Raw genomic sequence first — 15,664 nt, 5'->3', positions numbered from 1 at the left:
ACCTCAGTGGCTGCCCGAAAGGCTCATCCAGGTGACGAGCACCACGATGCCCAGCACCATGGCGAAGGCATAGTGGAACATATAGCCCGACTGCAGACGGCCCGCGAGCCGCGTGAAGAAAGGAATGATGCCCATGGCAATGCCATTGATGGTGCCGTCGATGACTGCGCCGTCTCCGCGTTTCCACAGGAAGCGGCCAAGGGCCATCGCCGGACGCACGAAGAGGAAGTTATAAAGCTCGTCAAAATACCACTTGTTCAGCAGGAACTGATAAAGGGTGTTCTGCTCCGCCGCGATCTTCGCCGGAAGCTCCGGCCTGCGGATATACATCACGTAAGCCAGCACCAGACCGGTCACCATGGCGACGAAGGGCGCAAGCTTGACCCAGGTCGGCACATAATGGGCCGCATCCAGCAGCAGTTTGGATTTACCGTCGACCTCAACCATGGTGCTCATGGCGATGGCGCCGTGGAACCACTCAAGCACGTGATCTGCGTGACCGAAGAAGGCCTCTTTCCAGAGCATCCCGGCAAAGACCGCACCAAAGGCCAGCACGATCAGCGGGATCAGCATGACCATCGGGCTCTCATGGGGCTCGTGGTGGTGACCATGGCCGTGATCGTCATGGCCGTGACCGTGATCGTCGTGACCATGGGCATGGTGGCCGTGATGATCATCTGAGGGCTTCAGATGCGCGCGGTTTTCACCAAAGAAAGTCAGGAAGATCAGACGCCAGGAGTAGAACGAGGTCATCAGAGCGCCGATGACCAGCAGCCAGAAGACGATCGTCGGAGCGCCGACATAAGCGCCTTCGATCACGGCATCTTTCGAGATGAAGCCCGCAAAGCCGATATAGGTCAGCGGAATACCAACGCCGGTGATGGCCAGGGTGCCGATCATCATCGCCCAGAAGGTGACGGGGATCTTTTTGCGCAGACCGCCATACCAGCGCATATCCTGCTCATGGTGGGTCGCATGGATTACCGAACCGGCACCAAGGAAGAGCATCGCTTTGAAGAAAGCATGCGTAAACAGGTGGAACATCGCGACCGGATAAAGGCCGACGCCGGCGGCGACGAACATATAGCCGAGCTGCGAACAGGTCGAATAAGCGATGACGCGTTTGATATCGTTCTGCACCAGACCCACGGTCGCGGCGAAGAAAGCAGTGAAGCCACCGATATAGACGATCATCATCTTCGCTTCCGGTGCCACTTCATAAAGCGGCGACATACGGCAGACGAGGAAGACACCGGCGGTGACCATGGTTGCAGCGTGGATCAGCGCCGACACCGGGGTCGGGCCTTCCATCGCATCCGGCAGCCAGGTGTGCAGGAAAAGCTGTGCCGATTTGCCCATCGCACCGATGAAGAGCAGAACACCAATCAGGTTCGCTGCGGTCCACTCAATACCGATGAAGGTGAAGCCCATATCAGCCAGTTTCGGCACGGCCGCGAAGATCTCATCAAAGCGCACCGAGTCGGTCAGGAAGTAGATCAGCGCAATGCCCAGCAGGAAGCCGAAGTCCCCCACCCGGTTGACCACGAAGGCCTTGATCGCTGCGGCCGAAGCCGACTGCTTTTTCCAGTAAAAGCCGATCAGCAGATAAGAGGCGACGCCCACACCTTCCCAGCCGAAGAACATCTGGATCAGGTTGTCAGAGGTCACCAGCATCAGCATGGCGAAGGTGAAGAACGAGAGATAGGCAAAGAACCGCGCGCGGTAAGGCTCGTCGTCGGTCCAGTTCTCGTCATGGGCCATATAGCCGAACGAATAGAGGTGCACGAGCGCCGAGACCGAGTTCACCACGATCAGCATGATCGCCGTCATCCGGTCGAGGCGGATGCCCCATTCCGCGCCGAGCGAACCCGAGTCGATCCAGCGCAGCACGGTGATATGCTGCGTCTCGCCGTCAAAGCCGAGAAAGACCACCCAGGACAGCACCGCCGCCAGCATCACAAGTGCCGTGGCGAGGATCTGCCCCGTCTTCTCGCCGATCAGCTTCCAGCCGAAGCCGGTGATCAGCGCGCCGACCAATGGCGCAAAAAGGATGATTGTCTCCATTGGCCTCAGCCCTTCATCACGTTGACGTCTTCGACGTCGATGGTGCCGCGGTTCCGGAAGAAACAGACCAGGATCGCCAGACCGATGGCAGCCTCAGCCGCGGCCACGGTCAGCACGAACATCGTGAAGACCTGACCCGTGAGGTCGCCAAGATGGCTCGAGAAAGCCACCAGGTTGATATTGACCGACAGCAGGATCATCTCGATCGACATCAGGATGACGATCACGTTCTTCCGGTTCAGGAAGATCCCGAAGATCCCGATGACGAACAGCGCCGCCGCCACCGTCAGGTAATGTTCCAGTCCAACTGTCACCATCGTGGTTCCCTCCGGGACTTTGCCCGTTTCCGTTCCGCCTGTCCCGCCACCGCGAACGCCGGCGGGCAGGATTATTCTACTTCGTCGCGCCCGGGTAGAGCGTGGCACAGCCGCAGTGAAGCGGCATCCGCACCTTTCCCCCGAACCGCAGTTCCGACCCCTTCGGGACCGGAACGGATGTCCTTACCCCTGACGCCTCAGCCTGGGCTGAGACTGCAGAGAGGCTGGCAAAGCTGCCGCGGGGGCGCTTTTCCAGCCGGTCCAGAAGCCGCAGGACGGGCAGGCTTTTGGGGCCTTCCATCAGCGTCACTCTGTCTGGTCCGAAGAGCATCGCCTCACCGCTTTTACAGTCCGTCACGAGAAGCGAGGCCGCAAAGCTGCAGGCGTTCCCTTCCCGGAGCCGCTGCGCAATGACGCCGCCCCCCAGATCCGTCAGCCCGCTTAAGCTGACTGCCTCATAGTCTCCCGTGCGAAAGCGCCAGTCGCACCCCGGACCCGTCTCGGGCCGCACGGAGGGCGGATGGGCCGCCGGAGAGCAGGCAGAGGCAGCCTGCGGGCCTGGGCCGGCAGCCAGGATCACGGTGATCATGGCAACCGGCAGCTGTTTCATCTCAGAGCCCCTGCCCCGGTTTCACGTCACGCATCTCCATGGTCTTGGCCGGATCGCGCGACATCTGCACCATGACGTTCTGGCGCTTGACGTTGGTGCGGTGGCGCAGCGTCAGGGTGATGGCCCCGATCATCGCAACCAGCAGAACCATGCCCGCCATCTGGAAGAGGATGAAGTATTTGTCATAGATCAGCAGACCAAGCGCCTTGGTGTTGTGGATCTCAGCCAGATCCGGCGTGATATTGGCACGCAGCCCCATAGCGCCGTCTGCAAATTTCCAGGCCGAGAAGGCCATCACCAGCTGAATGAGCAGGATCGCCCCGATCAGCAGCGCCAGCGGCATGGTGCGCGCCATCTCGCCCTTCAGTTCCGCGAAATCCACGTCGAGCATCATGACGACGAAGAGGAAGAGAACCGCAACTGCGCCCACATAGACGATGACCAGCAGCATGGCGACGAATTCCGCCCCCAGCAGCACCAGAAGCCCTGCCGAAGAGAAGAACGTCAGGATCAGCCAGAGCACCGAATGCACCGGGTTGCGCGATATGGTCACCAGCAGCGCCGCCACCACGGTCACAATGGCGAAGGCATAAAAAGCCAGATCGGCGACACTCATTCCTTTTTCTCCTCGATCTCGGCAAAGACGCTTTGCGCGATTTCCAGTGCCTTCTGCATCGCCGGAAGGCCGCCGAAGAGGCCCGTCTGACAGATCGTTTCGGCAACTTCTCTCTGGCTGGCGCCCGCCTGCAAAGCATGACGGACGGTCAGCCGGATCTGTGGTTCTGCCTGCGCGCCAAGCACCGTCAGCGCGGTCAGTGTGACGAGAAGACGCGTTTTCGCATCCAGCCCGTCGTGGTTCATGGTCTTACCCCAGACCAGCTCCATAAAGTCGCGGTTCAGGGTGGGAATCATGTCTTCAAACCCTTTGACGCGGAAGGTTTCCAGCGCGGGGTTGAAGGTCTCCGAGACTTTGCGGGACTGCTCCAGCATGGTCTCGATCATCTGACTCCAGGGGTTGTTCATCGGATTGCTCACTCTGTGCGGCCTCCGCGACAGGGCGCAAAGCCGCCCGCGCCGCGGGAGAGGGTCCCGGCGGCGGCAGCCTGCGTCATGGCAAAGAGGCGGAGCGAAGCGGTCATCTGTAGGGCGCGTCGAGTTCGAGGTTGCGCGCGATCTGCGCTTCCCAACGCTCGCCGTTCTCAAGGAGTTTTGCCTTGTCGTAGAACAGCTCTTCGCGGGTCTCGGTCGAGAACTCAAAGTTCGGGCCTTCGACGATGGCATCCACCGGGCAGGCTTCTTGGCAGAAGCCGCAGTAGATGCATTTCGTCATATCGATGTCGTAGCGCGTGGTGCGGCGCGAGCCGTCTTCGCGGGGCTCTGCATCGATGGTGATGGCCTGTGCCGGGCAGATCGCTTCGCAGAGCTTACAGGCGATGCAGCGCTCTTCCCCGTTCGGATAGCGGCGCAGCGCATGCTCACCGCGGAAACGGGGCGAGAGCGGGCCTTTCTCGTGCGGGTAGTTCAGCGTGTCTTTGGGCGCGAAGAAATACTTCATGCCAAGGCCAAAGCCTTTGATGAAGTCCACCAGAAAGAAATACTTGGTGGCGCGTGTCCAGTCGATCTGGGTCATTGCTCGGCCCTTTCCGGCGTCCCTTCAGAGCCGCTCTCCGCGTCGCCGGCCCGGCGGGCCTGGGAGACGCTTTGAAGGACTCTGCCGTCATATGTCGAATCCGGGGTCAGTTCGGCCCCGTAGTACAGATACACCCGCGTTGCGGGAAGCCTGCCCTGCAGCCTCTGGCGGGTCCCTGATCCGGCGACATCCCCAAAGAAGATGTCACCGCGGTCCTCACCCATCAGCTCAGCAGAGCGGCGGCAGACGGAGCGACCAGAGCCGCACCGCCGGAAATCGTTAACCGGCACAGCGCTGTCATAGAGGAAGCCGCGCTGACCTGCCAGGCCCTGAACAGGGCTTTGCAGCAAAGGAGAGCGCGCCCGCACCCGCTGCGCACCAGGCATCCGCCCACGGCCCCAAGGGCGGTGGCCTGACACCTGGTCGGCAGACAGACAGATCTGTGCGAGACGGCTCCCCACTACCCTCAGCCCCCGATTGCCCAGCGGGCCCAGAAGCTGCCCAGCACTTCAAACTTGGCGAGGAAGGAGACCAGCACCACCCAGCCGAGCGACAGCGGCAGGAAGACCTTCCAGCCGATCCGCATCAGCTGGTCGTAGCGGTAGCGCGGCACGATCGCCTTCACCATGGCAAAGAGGAAGAAGAACAGGCACATCTTGCCGAACATCCACAGGAAACCGTCGGGGATGCCCGGGATCGGCGAGAGCCAGCCGCCCATGAACAGCAGCGACAGCAGCGCACACATCAGCCAGATGGCGATATACTCACCCGCCATGAACAGCAGGTAAGGCGTCGAGCCGTATTCCACCATGAAGCCTGCGACCAGTTCAGATTCCGCTTCCGGAAGATCGAACGGCGGGCGGTTCGTCTCAGCCAGAGCGGAGATGAAGAAGAGCACGAACATCGGCAGATGCGGCAGCCAGTACCAGTTGAAGAAGCCGAAATCACCGCGCTGCGCTTCGACAATCGCCGTCAGGTTCATCGAGCCGGTCGAGATGATGATGCCAACGATGATCAGACCAAGCGAGACCTCATAAGAGATCATCTGTGCCGCCGAACGAAGACCGCCAAGGAAGGGGTACTTCGAGTTCGAGGCCCAGCCGCCCATAATCACGCCGTAAACCTCAAGCGAGGAGACGGCGAAGACAAAGAGGATCGCGACGTTGATATCCGCCAGCACCCAGCCGTAGTTGAAGGGCACAACCGCAAAAGCCGCCACAGCCAGCACGAAGGAGAGCAGAGGCGCCAGGAAGAAGACCGGACGGTCAGCACCGGCCGGGATGACCACTTCCTTCAGCACATATTTCAGCGCATCGGCAAAGGTCTGCAGCAGACCCCAGGGGCCCACCACGTTCGGGCCACGGCGCAGCTGCACCGCCGCCCAGATCTTCCGGTCGCCATAGACGAGGAAGATCAGCGAGATCATCACGAAGGCGACGACCAGAAGGCTCTGCGCGGCGATGATCACCGCGATGCCAGCCCCCGTCTGAAAGAATTCAGCCATTTTCCCTCACGTCCTCAGTCTCTTTCCGGCCTTACACAGTCGGTATCCCGCGTGCGCCGCAATCGCGCACGGTGGTCTCAGCGTCGATGGTCGCCACCCCCCTCGGCAGGGTTGCCGAGATCAGATAGACCGCATCCGCCCGTCCAATGGCGCCCCGCTGCTCCAGGGTCGTGCGCACGTGGCGTGCGAACATATACCCCCGGATCAGCGCATATTGCGCCGCTGCACAGGCAGCGTAATCTTCAAGCTGACGGCCCTTTTCCGCATGGCGCATGGCAACGCGGAAATTGACCATCTCATCGTCGAGGCGCCGGGTCTCGATCCCCAGATACCCGGGGGGATAGGCGGCCTGGCTGCGCGTCTCTGCTGAGACACACCCTGAAAGCACCAGGGCAACCGCGACCGCCATCCGGCGCATTGTTTTACTCTGCCGCGAGCGGGGCCTGATCCCGCGCTTTGGCATTGGCCGACAGCTCCGCCATCAGCGGCGAGGCGCGCGCGATGGGGTTCGTCAGCCAGAAGTCTTTGATCGCAAAGCGGAAGTCTGCCTTGCCCGGCGCACGCAGTTCCAGCGGCTGCCACTCAGATGCCGTCACCTGATCGACGGCAGCCAGATGCGGCACCTCAGCGACCAAGGCGCGGCGCAGGCCGGCCAGATCGTCGTAGCCCAGTTGCGCCCCCACAGCGGCGGATGCCGCACGCAGGATGGCCCAGTTCTCTTTTGCGTCACCCGGCGGGAAGCCCGCGCGAAGGGCCAGTTGCGGACGGCCCTCGGTGTTCACGAAGAGGCCGTTTTCCTCGGTGTAGCAGGCTCCCGGCAGAATGATATCCGCGCGGTGCGCCCCACGATCGCCGTGGCTGCCCTGGTAGATCACCACCGGACCGGCTTCGATTTCAATCTCATCAGCGCCAAGGTTCCAGATCACTTCGGCGCCTTCGACGGCGGCTTTCACGCCACCTTCCGTCACGGCACCGATGTCCAGCGCGCCGACGCGCGAAGCGGCGGTATGCAGAACCAGCATTTTGCCGCCGAGCTTTTCGGTCAGCGCCATGGCCTGAGCCAGAACCGCTTCGCCGTCAGCCTCATTCAGAGCGCCCTGCCCCACGATCACCAGCGCGCCCTCGGTGGCCTGAGCCTCCGAAATCAGGCGCAGCAGCGCATCGCGGTCCGTGCCATAGTGGCGGTAGTCATAGGTCAGATCCACAGCCGGGCCGACCAGCGTCACATCCGCGCCTTTCGACCAGGCCTTGCGGATCCGCGCGTTCAGCACCGGCGCCTCATTGCGCGGGTCCGAGCCGATCAGGAAAATCGCCTTCGCGCCGTCCACATCCGCAATCTCCGCCGAGCCGACATAGGCCGAACGGTTGCCCGCCGGAATGCGCGAGCCATCGGTGCGGCATTCAACCTTGCCACCGAGCGAGGTCACCAGTTGTTTCAGCGCGAATACCGCTTCCACCGGGACCAGATCGCCGATCAGACCGGCAATCTTTTTGCCCTTCACGGCAGCCGCCACAGCGGCAAGGGCCTCATTCCACGAGGCTTTGCGCAGACGGCCGTTCTCACGGATATAGGGCGTGTCGAGGCGCTGGCGGCGCAGACCGTCCCAGACAAAACGGGTTTTGTCCGAGATCCACTCTTCGTTCACGCCATCATGGTTGCGCGGCAGAATGCGCATGACTTCGCGGCCCTTGGTGTCGACGCGGATGTTGCTGCCAAGGCCGTCCATCACATCGATCGACTCAGTCTTGGTCAGCTCCCACGGACGGGCGGTGAAAGCATAGGGCTTCGAGGTCAGCGCCCCGACCGGGCAGAGGTCAATGATATTGCCCTGCAGGTTCGACGAAAGGGTCTGGTTCAGATAGGAGGTGATCTCGCTGTCTTCGCCGCGACCGGTCTGGCCCATCTGCGTGATGCCCGCCACTTCGGTGGTGAAGCGCACGCAGCGGGTGCAGGAGATGCAGCGGGTCATGGTGGTCTTGACCAGCGGCCCGAGGTTCAGATCCTCAGAGGCGCGCTTCGGCTCGCGGTAGCGCGAGAAATCCACGCCGTAAGCCATGGCCTGGTCCTGCAGGTCGCATTCGCCGCCCTGGTCGCAGATCGGGCAGTCGAGCGGGTGGTTGATGAGCAGGAACTCCATCACCCCTTCGCGGGCCTTCTTCACCATGGGCGAATTGGTCTTCACGACCGGCGGCTCACCATTCGGGCCGGGGCGCAGATCGCGCACCTGCATCGCGCAGGAGGCCGCAGGCTTCGGCGGGCCGCCCACGACTTCGACAAGGCACATCCGGCAGTTGCCGGCGATCGACAGCCGCTCATGATAGCAAAAGCGCGGGATCTCGACCCCGGCTGCTTCAGCCGCCTGGATGATGGTCATCGCGGCGTCGACTTCGACTTCGATCCCGTCGATGATGATCTTCTTGAGCGTGCTCATGCCCCGTCTCCAAACTCGGCCCCCGCTCCGGGTGCCACTTGCATTCGTATGGACCCCGCGGTCATCCCGCCGCGCGACCCGAATTCTCTCTGCCGCTTAAGCCCGGCAGCGGGCGCGGAAGGTCAGATCCCCCCGCTCGTCGCGCGTGGCGGCCCAATCTCCACCCGACGGGTCCATGACCCAATCGGCTGCCGAATTGCCGCGCCGGCGCAGACAGTATTCCGTCACCGGCATCCGCGCGCTTTCGCGCACCGCAGCGATCCCCGCCCCGCCCGCTTTCACGGTGACGGTCAGATTGCCGGCGCGGTCGTCTGAAAGCGAAGCCGCATAGGGCAGATCCGCCGTGGTGCGGCTGCCAAAGGGGTTCAGGCTGGCAATGCGGCTGCAGCCCGACAGAGCCAACGCCCCGCCGAGGATCATCACAAGAACTGCGCCGCGCTGTGCCATAGCCTGCCCTGCCCTTACTCTGCTGCCAGAGCGCCCATGCGCCCGGTTTTCTTCGCTTTGATACGATCTTCGATCTCTTCGCGGAAGTTGCGGATCAGACCCTGGATCGGCCAGGCGGCTGCGTCGCCAAGCGCGCAGATGGTATGGCCTTCGACCTGTTTGGTCACGTCAAAGAGCATATCAATCTCTTCAACCTCAGCCTCGCCCGTCACCAGACGCTCCATGACGCGCATCATCCAGCCGGTGCCTTCACGGCAGGGGGTGCACTGACCGCAGCTTTCGTGTTTGAAGAACTTCGACAGACGCCAGATTGCTTTAATGACGTCCGTGTTCTGGTCCATCACGATGAGGCAGGCGGTGCCGAAAGAGGATTTCTTCTCGCGCATGCCATCGTAGTCCATGATGGCATCTTCACACATCTCAGCGGTCAGAATGGGGCAGGATGCGCCCCCCGGGATCACCGCTTTGAGGTTCTTCCAGCCACCGCGCACGCCGCCGCCATGACGCTCGATCAGCTCGCGCATCGGGATCGACATGGCTTCTTCAACCACGCAGGGCGTGTTGACGTGACCCGACATGCCAAAGAGTTTGACGCCCGCGTTGTTCGGACGGCCGAACGAGGCAAACCACTCCGGCCCGCGACGCAGGATGGTCGGCACGACGGCGATGGACTCGACGTTGTTCACCGTGGTCGGGCAGCCGTAAAGGCCCGCGCCCGCCGGGAACGGCGGCTTCATGCGCGGCATGCCTTTTTTGCCTTCAAGGCTTTCCAGAAGCGCCGTTTCTTCGCCGCAGATATAAGCGCCCGCGCCGTGGTGCAGGTAGAGATTGAAATCCCAGCCCGATTTCGCGGCATTGCGGCCCAGAAGGCCCGCGTCATAGCACTCATCGATCGCGGCCTGCAGGGCCTCGCGCTCGCGGATATATTCGCCGCGCAGATAGATATAGGCGGCATTGGCCCCCATGGCGAAAGAGGCGATCAGCGCGCCCTCAATCAGCGTATGGGGATCATGGCGCATGATCTCGCGGTCTTTGCAGGTGCCGGGTTCCGATTCATCGGCGTTGATGACCAGATAGGCCGGACGACCATCCGAAGCCTTCGGCATGAAGGACCACTTCAGACCGGTCGGAAAGCCCGCGCCGCCGCGGCCGCGCAGCCCCGAGGCTTTCATCTGCTCGATGATGGTATCGCGCCCGCGCGAGATGATCTCAGCGGTGCCATCCCAATGGCCGCGCTTGCGCGCGCCTGCCAGGCTGCGATCCTGCATCCCGTAGAGGTTGGTAAAGATCCGGTCCTGATCCTTCAGCATCCGCGTTCCCTCAAGTTTCCCGACGTTTCCGCCAGAGCATCCAGGCATTGGTCAGCGCCCAGACATAGGCGGCGATGGCCGCCAGATCGATCAACAGGGCGTAACGCCCGTCCCAGTTATACTGCCGCCCGACTTCCCCGAAGATGATCCAGAGCAAAGTGGTGCCCGCGATCATCGCCCCCACAAGGCGCATGCGCCGCGTGAAGGCCAGGTCTTTGTCGCTCGGCTTACGGGCTGTCATGACAGCCCCTCAGTCTTCGGTCTTCGGCTCAGCGACCGGCTGGCCCGGGGCTGCGGTGGCCACACCTGCGGGGGCCGCCACATCCACCTCAACCTTACCGGCGCTCAGCTTTTCGGCCAGCGCTTCGTCAACCCCTGCCGCTGCAGGAGCCGGCGCATCCGCGGCAACCTCAGGCACATCGGCCGCAGGCTTTTCGAGCCAGGACACGACCAGCGGCACTTCGGTGCCGTCGATGCGCTTCAGGGTTTCGCCGATATCAACGGCCGCCTGCACCGAGGCATTATACTGCTTACGGCCCGATTCCACGCCGGTGAGCGAGGTGAGCCCGCCCAGCGGCTCAGAGGCGTAACGGCCGTTCTGCGGGCCGGGCACCGGAACCTTACCGGCCGCCATCTCATCGATCAGCCGCTCGAGGGTCTCAACGGTCAGATCCTCGTAGTAATCCTTGCCGATCTGCGCCATGGGCGCGTTCGAGCAGGCCCCGAGGCATTCGACCTCTTCCCAAGTGAACTTGCCGTCAGCCGAAAGCGTATGCGGCGTCGGCGCAATCTTGCGCTGGCAGACCGAGATCAGGTCTTCGGCGCCGCAGATCATGCAGGAGGTGGTGCCGCAGATCTGGATATTGGCCACCGAACCAATCGGTTGCAGCTGGAACATAAAGTAGAAGGTCGCGACTTCGAGAACGCGGATATAGGCCATGCCCAGCATATCCGCGACATATTCAATCGCAGGCTTCGTGAGCCAGCCTTCCTGTTCCTGAGCGCGCCACAGCAGCGGGATCACCGCCGAAGCCTGACGGCCTTCGGGATATTTGGTGACCTGCGCCTGAGCCCAGGCAAGGTTGGCCGGGGTGAAAGCAAAGCTCTCGGGCTGTTGCGAAGCAAGACGGCGCAGCATCAGAGGCACCCTTCCGTTTTCAGTTGCAGATCCTCGCCGTCTTTGACGAGCTGACCCTGAGACATCATCCACTCAAGCGCCTCTTCGGCAGCGCCCGAGCGCAGACCGCTGTGCTCAAGAATGTCCTCGCTGCCGTCACGGGTCATGCGGCAGTCTTTCGCGCGGATTGCGACGGTGAGGGCAGCCACCGCAGGCGCCAGTTCCGCCGTAAGGCAGGCCGGGGTGCGCAGCAGAAGGCCGTCATCGCCCTCTTCCACCAGGTCCTCCGACATCAGCTCCTGCGCCGCGGCCTTGCCTTCGGTGTCATTGAGACCGGAGGCTTTCTGGATCGCCGCACCGGTCTCTTCGCTGATGACGCAGCCGTTGGCTTCAATGGCGGCGATCAGCTTTTGCGCCTCAGGCGAATGCGCCAGCGCCGGAACCGCCACCAAAGCGATCAGCGAGCCTGCCAGCAGCAGATGAAACATACGCAGCATCAGCGGTCGATCTCCCCGAAGACGAGGTCCATCGTCGCGATAATGGCCGACACATCGGCAAGCTGGTGACCTTTGGACAGATGGTCCATGGCCTGAAGATGGGCAAAGCCCGGCGCGCGCAGTTTCGCACGCCACGGCTTATTGGTGCCATCGGCCACGATATAGACGCCGAATTCGCCTTTGGGCGCTTCAACGGCGGCATAGGCCTCACCTGCCGGGACGTGGAAGCCCTCGGTGTAAAGTTTGAAGTGATGGATCAGCGCTTCCATCGAGCGCTTCATCTCACCACGTTTCGGCGGGGTCAGCTTGCCACGGGCAAGGACGTCGCCTTTGTTCGCCGGATCGCGCAGTTTGGCGATGGCCTGACGGATGATCTTGGTCGACTCGCGCATCTCCTGCATCCGCAGAAGGTAACGGTCATAGCAGTCACCGTTTTTGCCGACGGGGATCTGGAAGTCGAATTCGTCGTAGCACTCATAGGGCTGCGCGCGACGCAGATCCCAGGCCATGCCGGAGCCGCGCACCATCACACCCGAGAAGCCCCAGTCGATGGCATCCTGCGCCGAGACCACACCGATATCGACCAGACGCTGCTTGAAGATCCGGTTCTCGGTCAGCAGGGTGTCGATGTCATCGAGGACTTTGGGGAATTTCTCAGCCCAGGCCTCAATATCGTCGATCAGATCGGGCGGCAGATCCTGGTGGACGCCACCGGGACGGAAATAGGCGGCGTGCAGACGCGCCCCGCAGGCGCGCTCATAAAACACCATCAGCTCTTCACGGGCGACAAAGCCCCAGAGCGGCGGGGTCAGGGCGCCCACGTCCATCGCACCGGTGGTGACGTTCAGCAGGTGGTTCAGGATCCGGCCGATTTCCGAGTAAAGCACACGGATCAGCGAGGCGCGGCGCGGCACCACGGTGCCGGTCAGCTTTTCAATCGCCAGACACCAGGCATGCTCCTGGTTCATCGGCGCCACGTAATCGAGGCGGTCGAGATAGGGCAGGTTCTGCAGGTAAGTCCGGCTTTCCATCAGCTTTTCGGTGCCGCGATGCAGCAGGCCCACATGGGGGTCTGCGCGCTCAACGATCTCACCGTCAAGCTCCAGCACCAGGCGCAGCACGCCGTGTGCTGCCGGGTGCTGCGGCCCGAAGTTGATGTTGAAGTTGCGGATTTTCTGCTCGCCGGTCAGCGCGTCATCAAACTTGCCGTCCATCATCCGGTCACTCCGTCTGAAGTCGCGCGCCAGCTTGCGGGAAGCGTCCCGAAGGCTGAGGCGACAAAGTCATATTGCGATTGCAGAAAAGCCCGCGCACGCAGGCGCTGTTCTGCCGTCATTGCGAGGGGCTGCCCCTCATGCACACGCGCCGTGGTATCGGCAGCCTGTACCCGGATCCCCAGAAAGGCGCAAAGCCGCGCAAGGCCGGGGGCCGAAAAAAGCTCTTCCTGAAAGAGGATCAGGAGTTTGGAGGGCGCAACTGCGGCCCGCAGGCGGGTGATGGCCCCCCGGTAGTCAGACCGCGCGGCCACATCGGATTTCTCACCCGAGAGCGCCCGCTCAAAGGCGACCGAAGCCTGGGTGGCCAGATCGCCCCCTGCCCGTTTGGCCACCATGCGAACATGGCTCCAGAGCCGCGACACCGGCTCCCGCAGCAGATAGACAAAGCGGCAGTCCGGAGCGGCAGAGGCCATCTCCGACAGACGCGCGACAGAGAGCGAGGCATAGGCCGGGGTGATATCCCCCACCAACTTCGCGCCTTCAGCACCGCGCTCAAGGTAGTCCTGATAGCTCTGCTCGCCGCGCAGCACGCGCAGCCAGTCTTCCACATCCGCAATGGAAGCCGCGAGGGAGGCCAGACGCCAGGCGCGGCTCTCACCGGCCAGCTCTGCCTTCAGCCGCTCCAGACGTGCGGTCTCAATGGTGATGCGTTGCGCACGCTGCTGCGGACCGGCTGCATTGAAATAATGCAACTCCTTGACCGCCCGCATGTGGCAGTCCGGATGGCCCGACAGATAGCGGTAAAGCCAAGAAGTCCCGGCTTTCGTCGCACCGACGCCAAAGAGATATGTGGGCCTGCCCGTCACGCCTTCGCCTTGTCATCGCCGGGAAGGATGTATTGCGCACCCTCCCAGGGGGAGAGGAAGTCGAACTGGCGGTATTCCTGCACCAGGCTCACCGGCTCATAGACCACGCGCTTGAGGACTTCGTCGTAACGCACTTCGGTATAACCGGTGGTCGGAAAGTCTTTGCGCAGCGGGAAGCCGCGGAAGCCGTAATCCGTCAGCAGGCGGCGCAGATCCGGGTGGCCCGAGAAGAGGATCCCGAACATGTCGAAGACCTCACGCTCAAACCAGTTGGCCGCGGGCCAGACCGAGACGGTCGAGGCGATCATCTGATCTTCCCCGATCGCCGCTTTCACGCGGATGCGGTGGTTCCGGTGCATCGACAGCAGGTGATAAACCACGTCAAAGCGCTCAGCCCGCTCAGGCCAGTCGATCGCCGTGATATCGACCAGCGTGCCAAAACGGCAGGTCAGGTCGTTTTTGAGAAATTCCATGAAGGCCACGACGGACTGCGGCGTGATCTCCACCGTCAGCTCGCCACGCGCCACCGACCAGCCGCGCACATCCGAGGCGCGGTGCAGGGCGATATAGCCGCCGAGTTCGTTCAGAGCGTCAGACATCTTCCCAATGCTCCCTTAACGGACCAGCGTGCCGGTGCGGCGGATTTTGCGTTGCAGCTGCAGGATGCCGTAAAGCAGCGCCTCTGCGGTGGGCGGGCAGCCGGGGACATAGACGTCAACCGGAACGATCCGGTCACAGCCGCGTACCACGGAATAGGAATAGTGATAGTATCCGCCGCCATTGGCGCAGGAGCCCATCGAGATCACATAGCGCGGCTCGGGCATCTGGTCGTAGACCTTGCGCAGCGCGGGCGCCATTTTATTGGTCAGCGTGCCCGCCACGATCATCAGGTCCGACTGACGCGGAGAGGCGCGCGGCGCGGTGCCGAAGCGCTCCACGTCATAGCGCGGCATCGACATCTGGATCATCTCAACCGCGCAGCAGGCCAGACCAAAGGTCATCCAGTGCAGCGAGCCGTTGCGGGCCCAGTTGATGATGTCTTCGGTCGAGGTCAGCAGGAAGCCTTTGTCCTGCAGCTCGCGGTTCAGCGCCTGGGTTGCGACCTCACGGTCGGCACCGGCGGTATTCGCCCCGGTCATCACTCCCATTCCAGCGCCCCTTTCTTCCATTCATAGGCGAAGCCAACGGTCAGAACGGCCAGGAAGACCATCATTGACCAGAAAGCCGTCATCGACAGATCGGCAAAGGCCACGGCCCAGGGGAAGAGGAAGGCCACTTCCAGATCGAAGATGATAAAAAGGATCGAGACCAGGTAGAACCGGACATCGAACTTCATCCGGGCGTCATCGAAAGCGTTAAATCCGCATTCATAGGCCGAGACTTTTTCGGGGTCCGGATTGCGGACTGCGACGATCACAGCAGACAGCATCAGCACAAGGCCGAGCGCCACTGCAATTCCCAGCAGCATAATGACGGGGAGATATTCTCTGAGAAGCGCGTCCAAGGCTTGCTCCTTCGGCTTGCGGACCTCGGGGCGCGATCATCTGTCGCGCCCAGGCCATCGTTTACTCCCGCCCCCCGCAGGGGTCAACCGAAGGCTGAGGCTGAGCCCCCCTGAAAGACAGACTTTTTTCGCGTTGACTTTTCGTTTTG

Annotated in this window: 18 protein-coding genes and 1 pseudogene; all 19 read right to left on the bottom strand. The window is 62.4% G+C overall.

Annotated elements, in window-relative coordinates:
• Positions 1–3: 3 nt before the first annotated feature.
• The 19 genes and pseudogenes from nuoL to EP867_RS08390 all read right to left on the bottom strand — a co-directional run bounded on the left by nuoL (position 4) and on the right by EP867_RS08390 (position 15,515).
• Entirely contained in the window at positions 4–2,064 is a 2,061-nt protein-coding gene (gene nuoL, locus EP867_RS08480) for an NADH-quinone oxidoreductase subunit L (protein ID WP_128488128.1), read from the bottom strand.
• Positions 2,065–2,069: 5 nt separating this feature from the next.
• Positions 2,070–2,381 (bottom strand): NADH-quinone oxidoreductase subunit NuoK, encoded by a 312-nt coding sequence (nuoK, locus tag EP867_RS08475; RefSeq protein ID WP_124964205.1) that lies wholly within the window; start codon positions 2,379–2,381, stop codon positions 2,070–2,072.
• Between the two features lie 76 nt (positions 2,382–2,457).
• A complete protein-coding gene (locus tag EP867_RS08470; RefSeq protein WP_128488126.1) occupies positions 2,458–2,991 on the bottom strand; it encodes a hypothetical protein in 534 nt (177 codons plus the stop codon).
• 1 nt (position 2,992) lies between these two features.
• The gene (locus EP867_RS08465; protein WP_128488124.1) at positions 2,993–3,607 is read right to left on the bottom strand and encodes an NADH-quinone oxidoreductase subunit J; all 615 of its coding nucleotides are present in this window, start codon (positions 3,605–3,607) and stop codon (positions 2,993–2,995) included.
• A complete protein-coding gene (locus EP867_RS08460) occupies positions 3,604–4,014 on the bottom strand; it encodes a carboxymuconolactone decarboxylase family protein (RefSeq protein ID WP_128488122.1) in 411 nt (136 codons plus the stop codon). The genes EP867_RS08465 and EP867_RS08460 overlap by 4 nt, the downstream gene beginning before the upstream one ends.
• A 112-nt stretch (positions 4,015–4,126) precedes the next feature.
• A complete protein-coding gene (gene nuoI / locus EP867_RS08455) occupies positions 4,127–4,621 on the bottom strand; it encodes an NADH-quinone oxidoreductase subunit NuoI (RefSeq protein WP_128488120.1) in 495 nt (164 codons plus the stop codon).
• 466 nt (positions 4,622–5,087) lie between these two features.
• The gene (nuoH, locus tag EP867_RS08450) at positions 5,088–6,125 is read right to left on the bottom strand and encodes an NADH-quinone oxidoreductase subunit NuoH (RefSeq protein WP_124964200.1); all 1,038 of its coding nucleotides are present in this window, start codon (positions 6,123–6,125) and stop codon (positions 5,088–5,090) included.
• Between the two features lie 31 nt (positions 6,126–6,156).
• Positions 6,157–6,543 (bottom strand): hypothetical protein, encoded by a 387-nt coding sequence (locus tag EP867_RS08445; RefSeq protein WP_128488118.1) that lies wholly within the window; start codon positions 6,541–6,543, stop codon positions 6,157–6,159.
• 4 nt (positions 6,544–6,547) lie between these two features.
• The gene (gene nuoG / locus EP867_RS08440) at positions 6,548–8,557 is read right to left on the bottom strand and encodes an NADH-quinone oxidoreductase subunit NuoG (protein ID WP_128488116.1); all 2,010 of its coding nucleotides are present in this window, start codon (positions 8,555–8,557) and stop codon (positions 6,548–6,550) included.
• A 96-nt stretch (positions 8,558–8,653) separates the two neighbouring features.
• A complete protein-coding gene (locus EP867_RS08435; protein ID WP_128488114.1) occupies positions 8,654–9,004 on the bottom strand; it encodes a hypothetical protein in 351 nt (116 codons plus the stop codon).
• A gap of 14 nt (positions 9,005–9,018) precedes the next feature.
• Positions 9,019–10,314, bottom strand: coding sequence for an NADH-quinone oxidoreductase subunit NuoF (gene nuoF / locus EP867_RS08430; protein ID WP_128488111.1), 1,296 nt, complete (start codon positions 10,312–10,314; stop codon positions 9,019–9,021).
• Between the two features lie 10 nt (positions 10,315–10,324).
• Positions 10,325–10,555, bottom strand: coding sequence for a DUF5337 domain-containing protein (locus EP867_RS08425; protein ID WP_128488109.1), 231 nt, complete (start codon positions 10,553–10,555; stop codon positions 10,325–10,327).
• An 18-nt stretch (positions 10,556–10,573) separates the two neighbouring features.
• Positions 10,574–11,452, bottom strand: a pseudogene (nuoE, locus tag EP867_RS08420) (NADH-quinone oxidoreductase subunit NuoE); the annotation flags it as partial.
• Positions 11,452–11,928, bottom strand: a complete 477-nt coding sequence (locus EP867_RS08415) for a hypothetical protein (protein ID WP_128488107.1) — start codon at positions 11,926–11,928, stop codon at positions 11,452–11,454. The pseudogene nuoE and the gene EP867_RS08415, both read right to left, overlap by 1 nt.
• A complete protein-coding gene (locus EP867_RS08410) occupies positions 11,928–13,142 on the bottom strand; it encodes an NADH-quinone oxidoreductase subunit D (protein WP_128488225.1) in 1,215 nt (404 codons plus the stop codon). Before EP867_RS08410 ends, EP867_RS08415 begins: the two co-directional genes overlap by 1 nt.
• A complete protein-coding gene (locus EP867_RS08405; RefSeq protein WP_128488105.1) occupies positions 13,142–14,011 on the bottom strand; it encodes a sulfotransferase family protein in 870 nt (289 codons plus the stop codon). Before EP867_RS08405 ends, EP867_RS08410 begins: the two co-directional genes overlap by 1 nt.
• Positions 14,008–14,610 carry an NADH-quinone oxidoreductase subunit C gene (locus EP867_RS08400; RefSeq protein WP_128488103.1) on the bottom strand — a complete coding sequence of 201 codons (603 nt, stop codon included), beginning with the start codon at positions 14,608–14,610 and terminating at the stop codon, positions 14,008–14,010. Before EP867_RS08400 ends, EP867_RS08405 begins: the two co-directional genes overlap by 4 nt.
• A 15-nt stretch (positions 14,611–14,625) precedes the next feature.
• Positions 14,626–15,159 carry a NuoB/complex I 20 kDa subunit family protein gene (locus tag EP867_RS08395; protein WP_174722309.1) on the bottom strand — a complete coding sequence of 178 codons (534 nt, stop codon included), beginning with the start codon at positions 15,157–15,159 and terminating at the stop codon, positions 14,626–14,628.
• On the bottom strand, positions 15,150–15,515 hold the full coding sequence (locus tag EP867_RS08390; protein WP_128488100.1) for an NADH-quinone oxidoreductase subunit A: 366 nt from the start codon (positions 15,513–15,515) through the stop codon (positions 15,150–15,152). Before EP867_RS08390 ends, EP867_RS08395 begins: the two co-directional genes overlap by 10 nt.
• Positions 15,516–15,664 lie beyond the last annotated feature (149 nt).

This window comes from Falsigemmobacter intermedius, assembly GCF_004054105.1.
In the GTDB taxonomy this organism is placed as follows: Bacteria; Pseudomonadota; Alphaproteobacteria; order Rhodobacterales; family Rhodobacteraceae; genus Wagnerdoeblera; species Wagnerdoeblera intermedia.
Note: the sequence above shows the minus strand (reverse complement) of the source record. Positions and strands in the feature narration are given on the sequence as shown.

What these genes read in the sequence shown, in the direction of transcription:
- nuoI (WP_128488120.1), bottom strand. Translation starts at nt 4,621, where the DNA reads ATGACCCAGATCGACTGGACACGCGCCACCAAGTATTTCTTTCTGGTG.
- EP867_RS08395 (WP_174722309.1), bottom strand. Translation starts at nt 15,159, where the DNA reads ATGGGAGTGATGACCGGGGCGAATACCGCCGGTGCCGACCGTGAGGTC.
- EP867_RS08465 (WP_128488124.1), bottom strand. Translation starts at nt 3,607, where the DNA reads ATGAGTGTCGCCGATCTGGCTTTTTATGCCTTCGCCATTGTGACCGTG.
- EP867_RS08410 (WP_128488225.1), bottom strand. Translation starts at nt 13,142, where the DNA reads ATGGACGGCAAGTTTGATGACGCGCTGACCGGCGAGCAGAAAATCCGC.
- nuoH (WP_124964200.1), bottom strand. Translation starts at nt 6,125, where the DNA reads ATGGCTGAATTCTTTCAGACGGGGGCTGGCATCGCGGTGATCATCGCC.
- EP867_RS08415 (WP_128488107.1), bottom strand. Translation starts at nt 11,928, where the DNA reads ATGCTGCGTATGTTTCATCTGCTGCTGGCAGGCTCGCTGATCGCTTTG.
- nuoF (WP_128488111.1), bottom strand. Translation starts at nt 10,314, where the DNA reads ATGCTGAAGGATCAGGACCGGATCTTTACCAACCTCTACGGGATGCAG.
- EP867_RS08425 (WP_128488109.1), bottom strand. Translation starts at nt 10,555, where the DNA reads ATGACAGCCCGTAAGCCGAGCGACAAAGACCTGGCCTTCACGCGGCGC.
- EP867_RS08470 (WP_128488126.1), bottom strand. Translation starts at nt 2,991, where the DNA reads ATGAAACAGCTGCCGGTTGCCATGATCACCGTGATCCTGGCTGCCGGC.
- nuoK (WP_124964205.1), bottom strand. Translation starts at nt 2,381, where the DNA reads ATGGTGACAGTTGGACTGGAACATTACCTGACGGTGGCGGCGGCGCTG.
- EP867_RS08400 (WP_128488103.1), bottom strand. Translation starts at nt 14,610, where the DNA reads ATGTCTGACGCTCTGAACGAACTCGGCGGCTATATCGCCCTGCACCGC.
- nuoL (WP_128488128.1), bottom strand. Translation starts at nt 2,064, where the DNA reads ATGGAGACAATCATCCTTTTTGCGCCATTGGTCGGCGCGCTGATCACC.
- nuoG (WP_128488116.1), bottom strand. Translation starts at nt 8,557, where the DNA reads ATGAGCACGCTCAAGAAGATCATCATCGACGGGATCGAAGTCGAAGTC.
- EP867_RS08460 (WP_128488122.1), bottom strand. Translation starts at nt 4,014, where the DNA reads ATGAACAACCCCTGGAGTCAGATGATCGAGACCATGCTGGAGCAGTCC.
- EP867_RS08435 (WP_128488114.1), bottom strand. Translation starts at nt 9,004, where the DNA reads ATGGCACAGCGCGGCGCAGTTCTTGTGATGATCCTCGGCGGGGCGTTG.
- EP867_RS08445 (WP_128488118.1), bottom strand. Translation starts at nt 6,543, where the DNA reads ATGCGCCGGATGGCGGTCGCGGTTGCCCTGGTGCTTTCAGGGTGTGTC.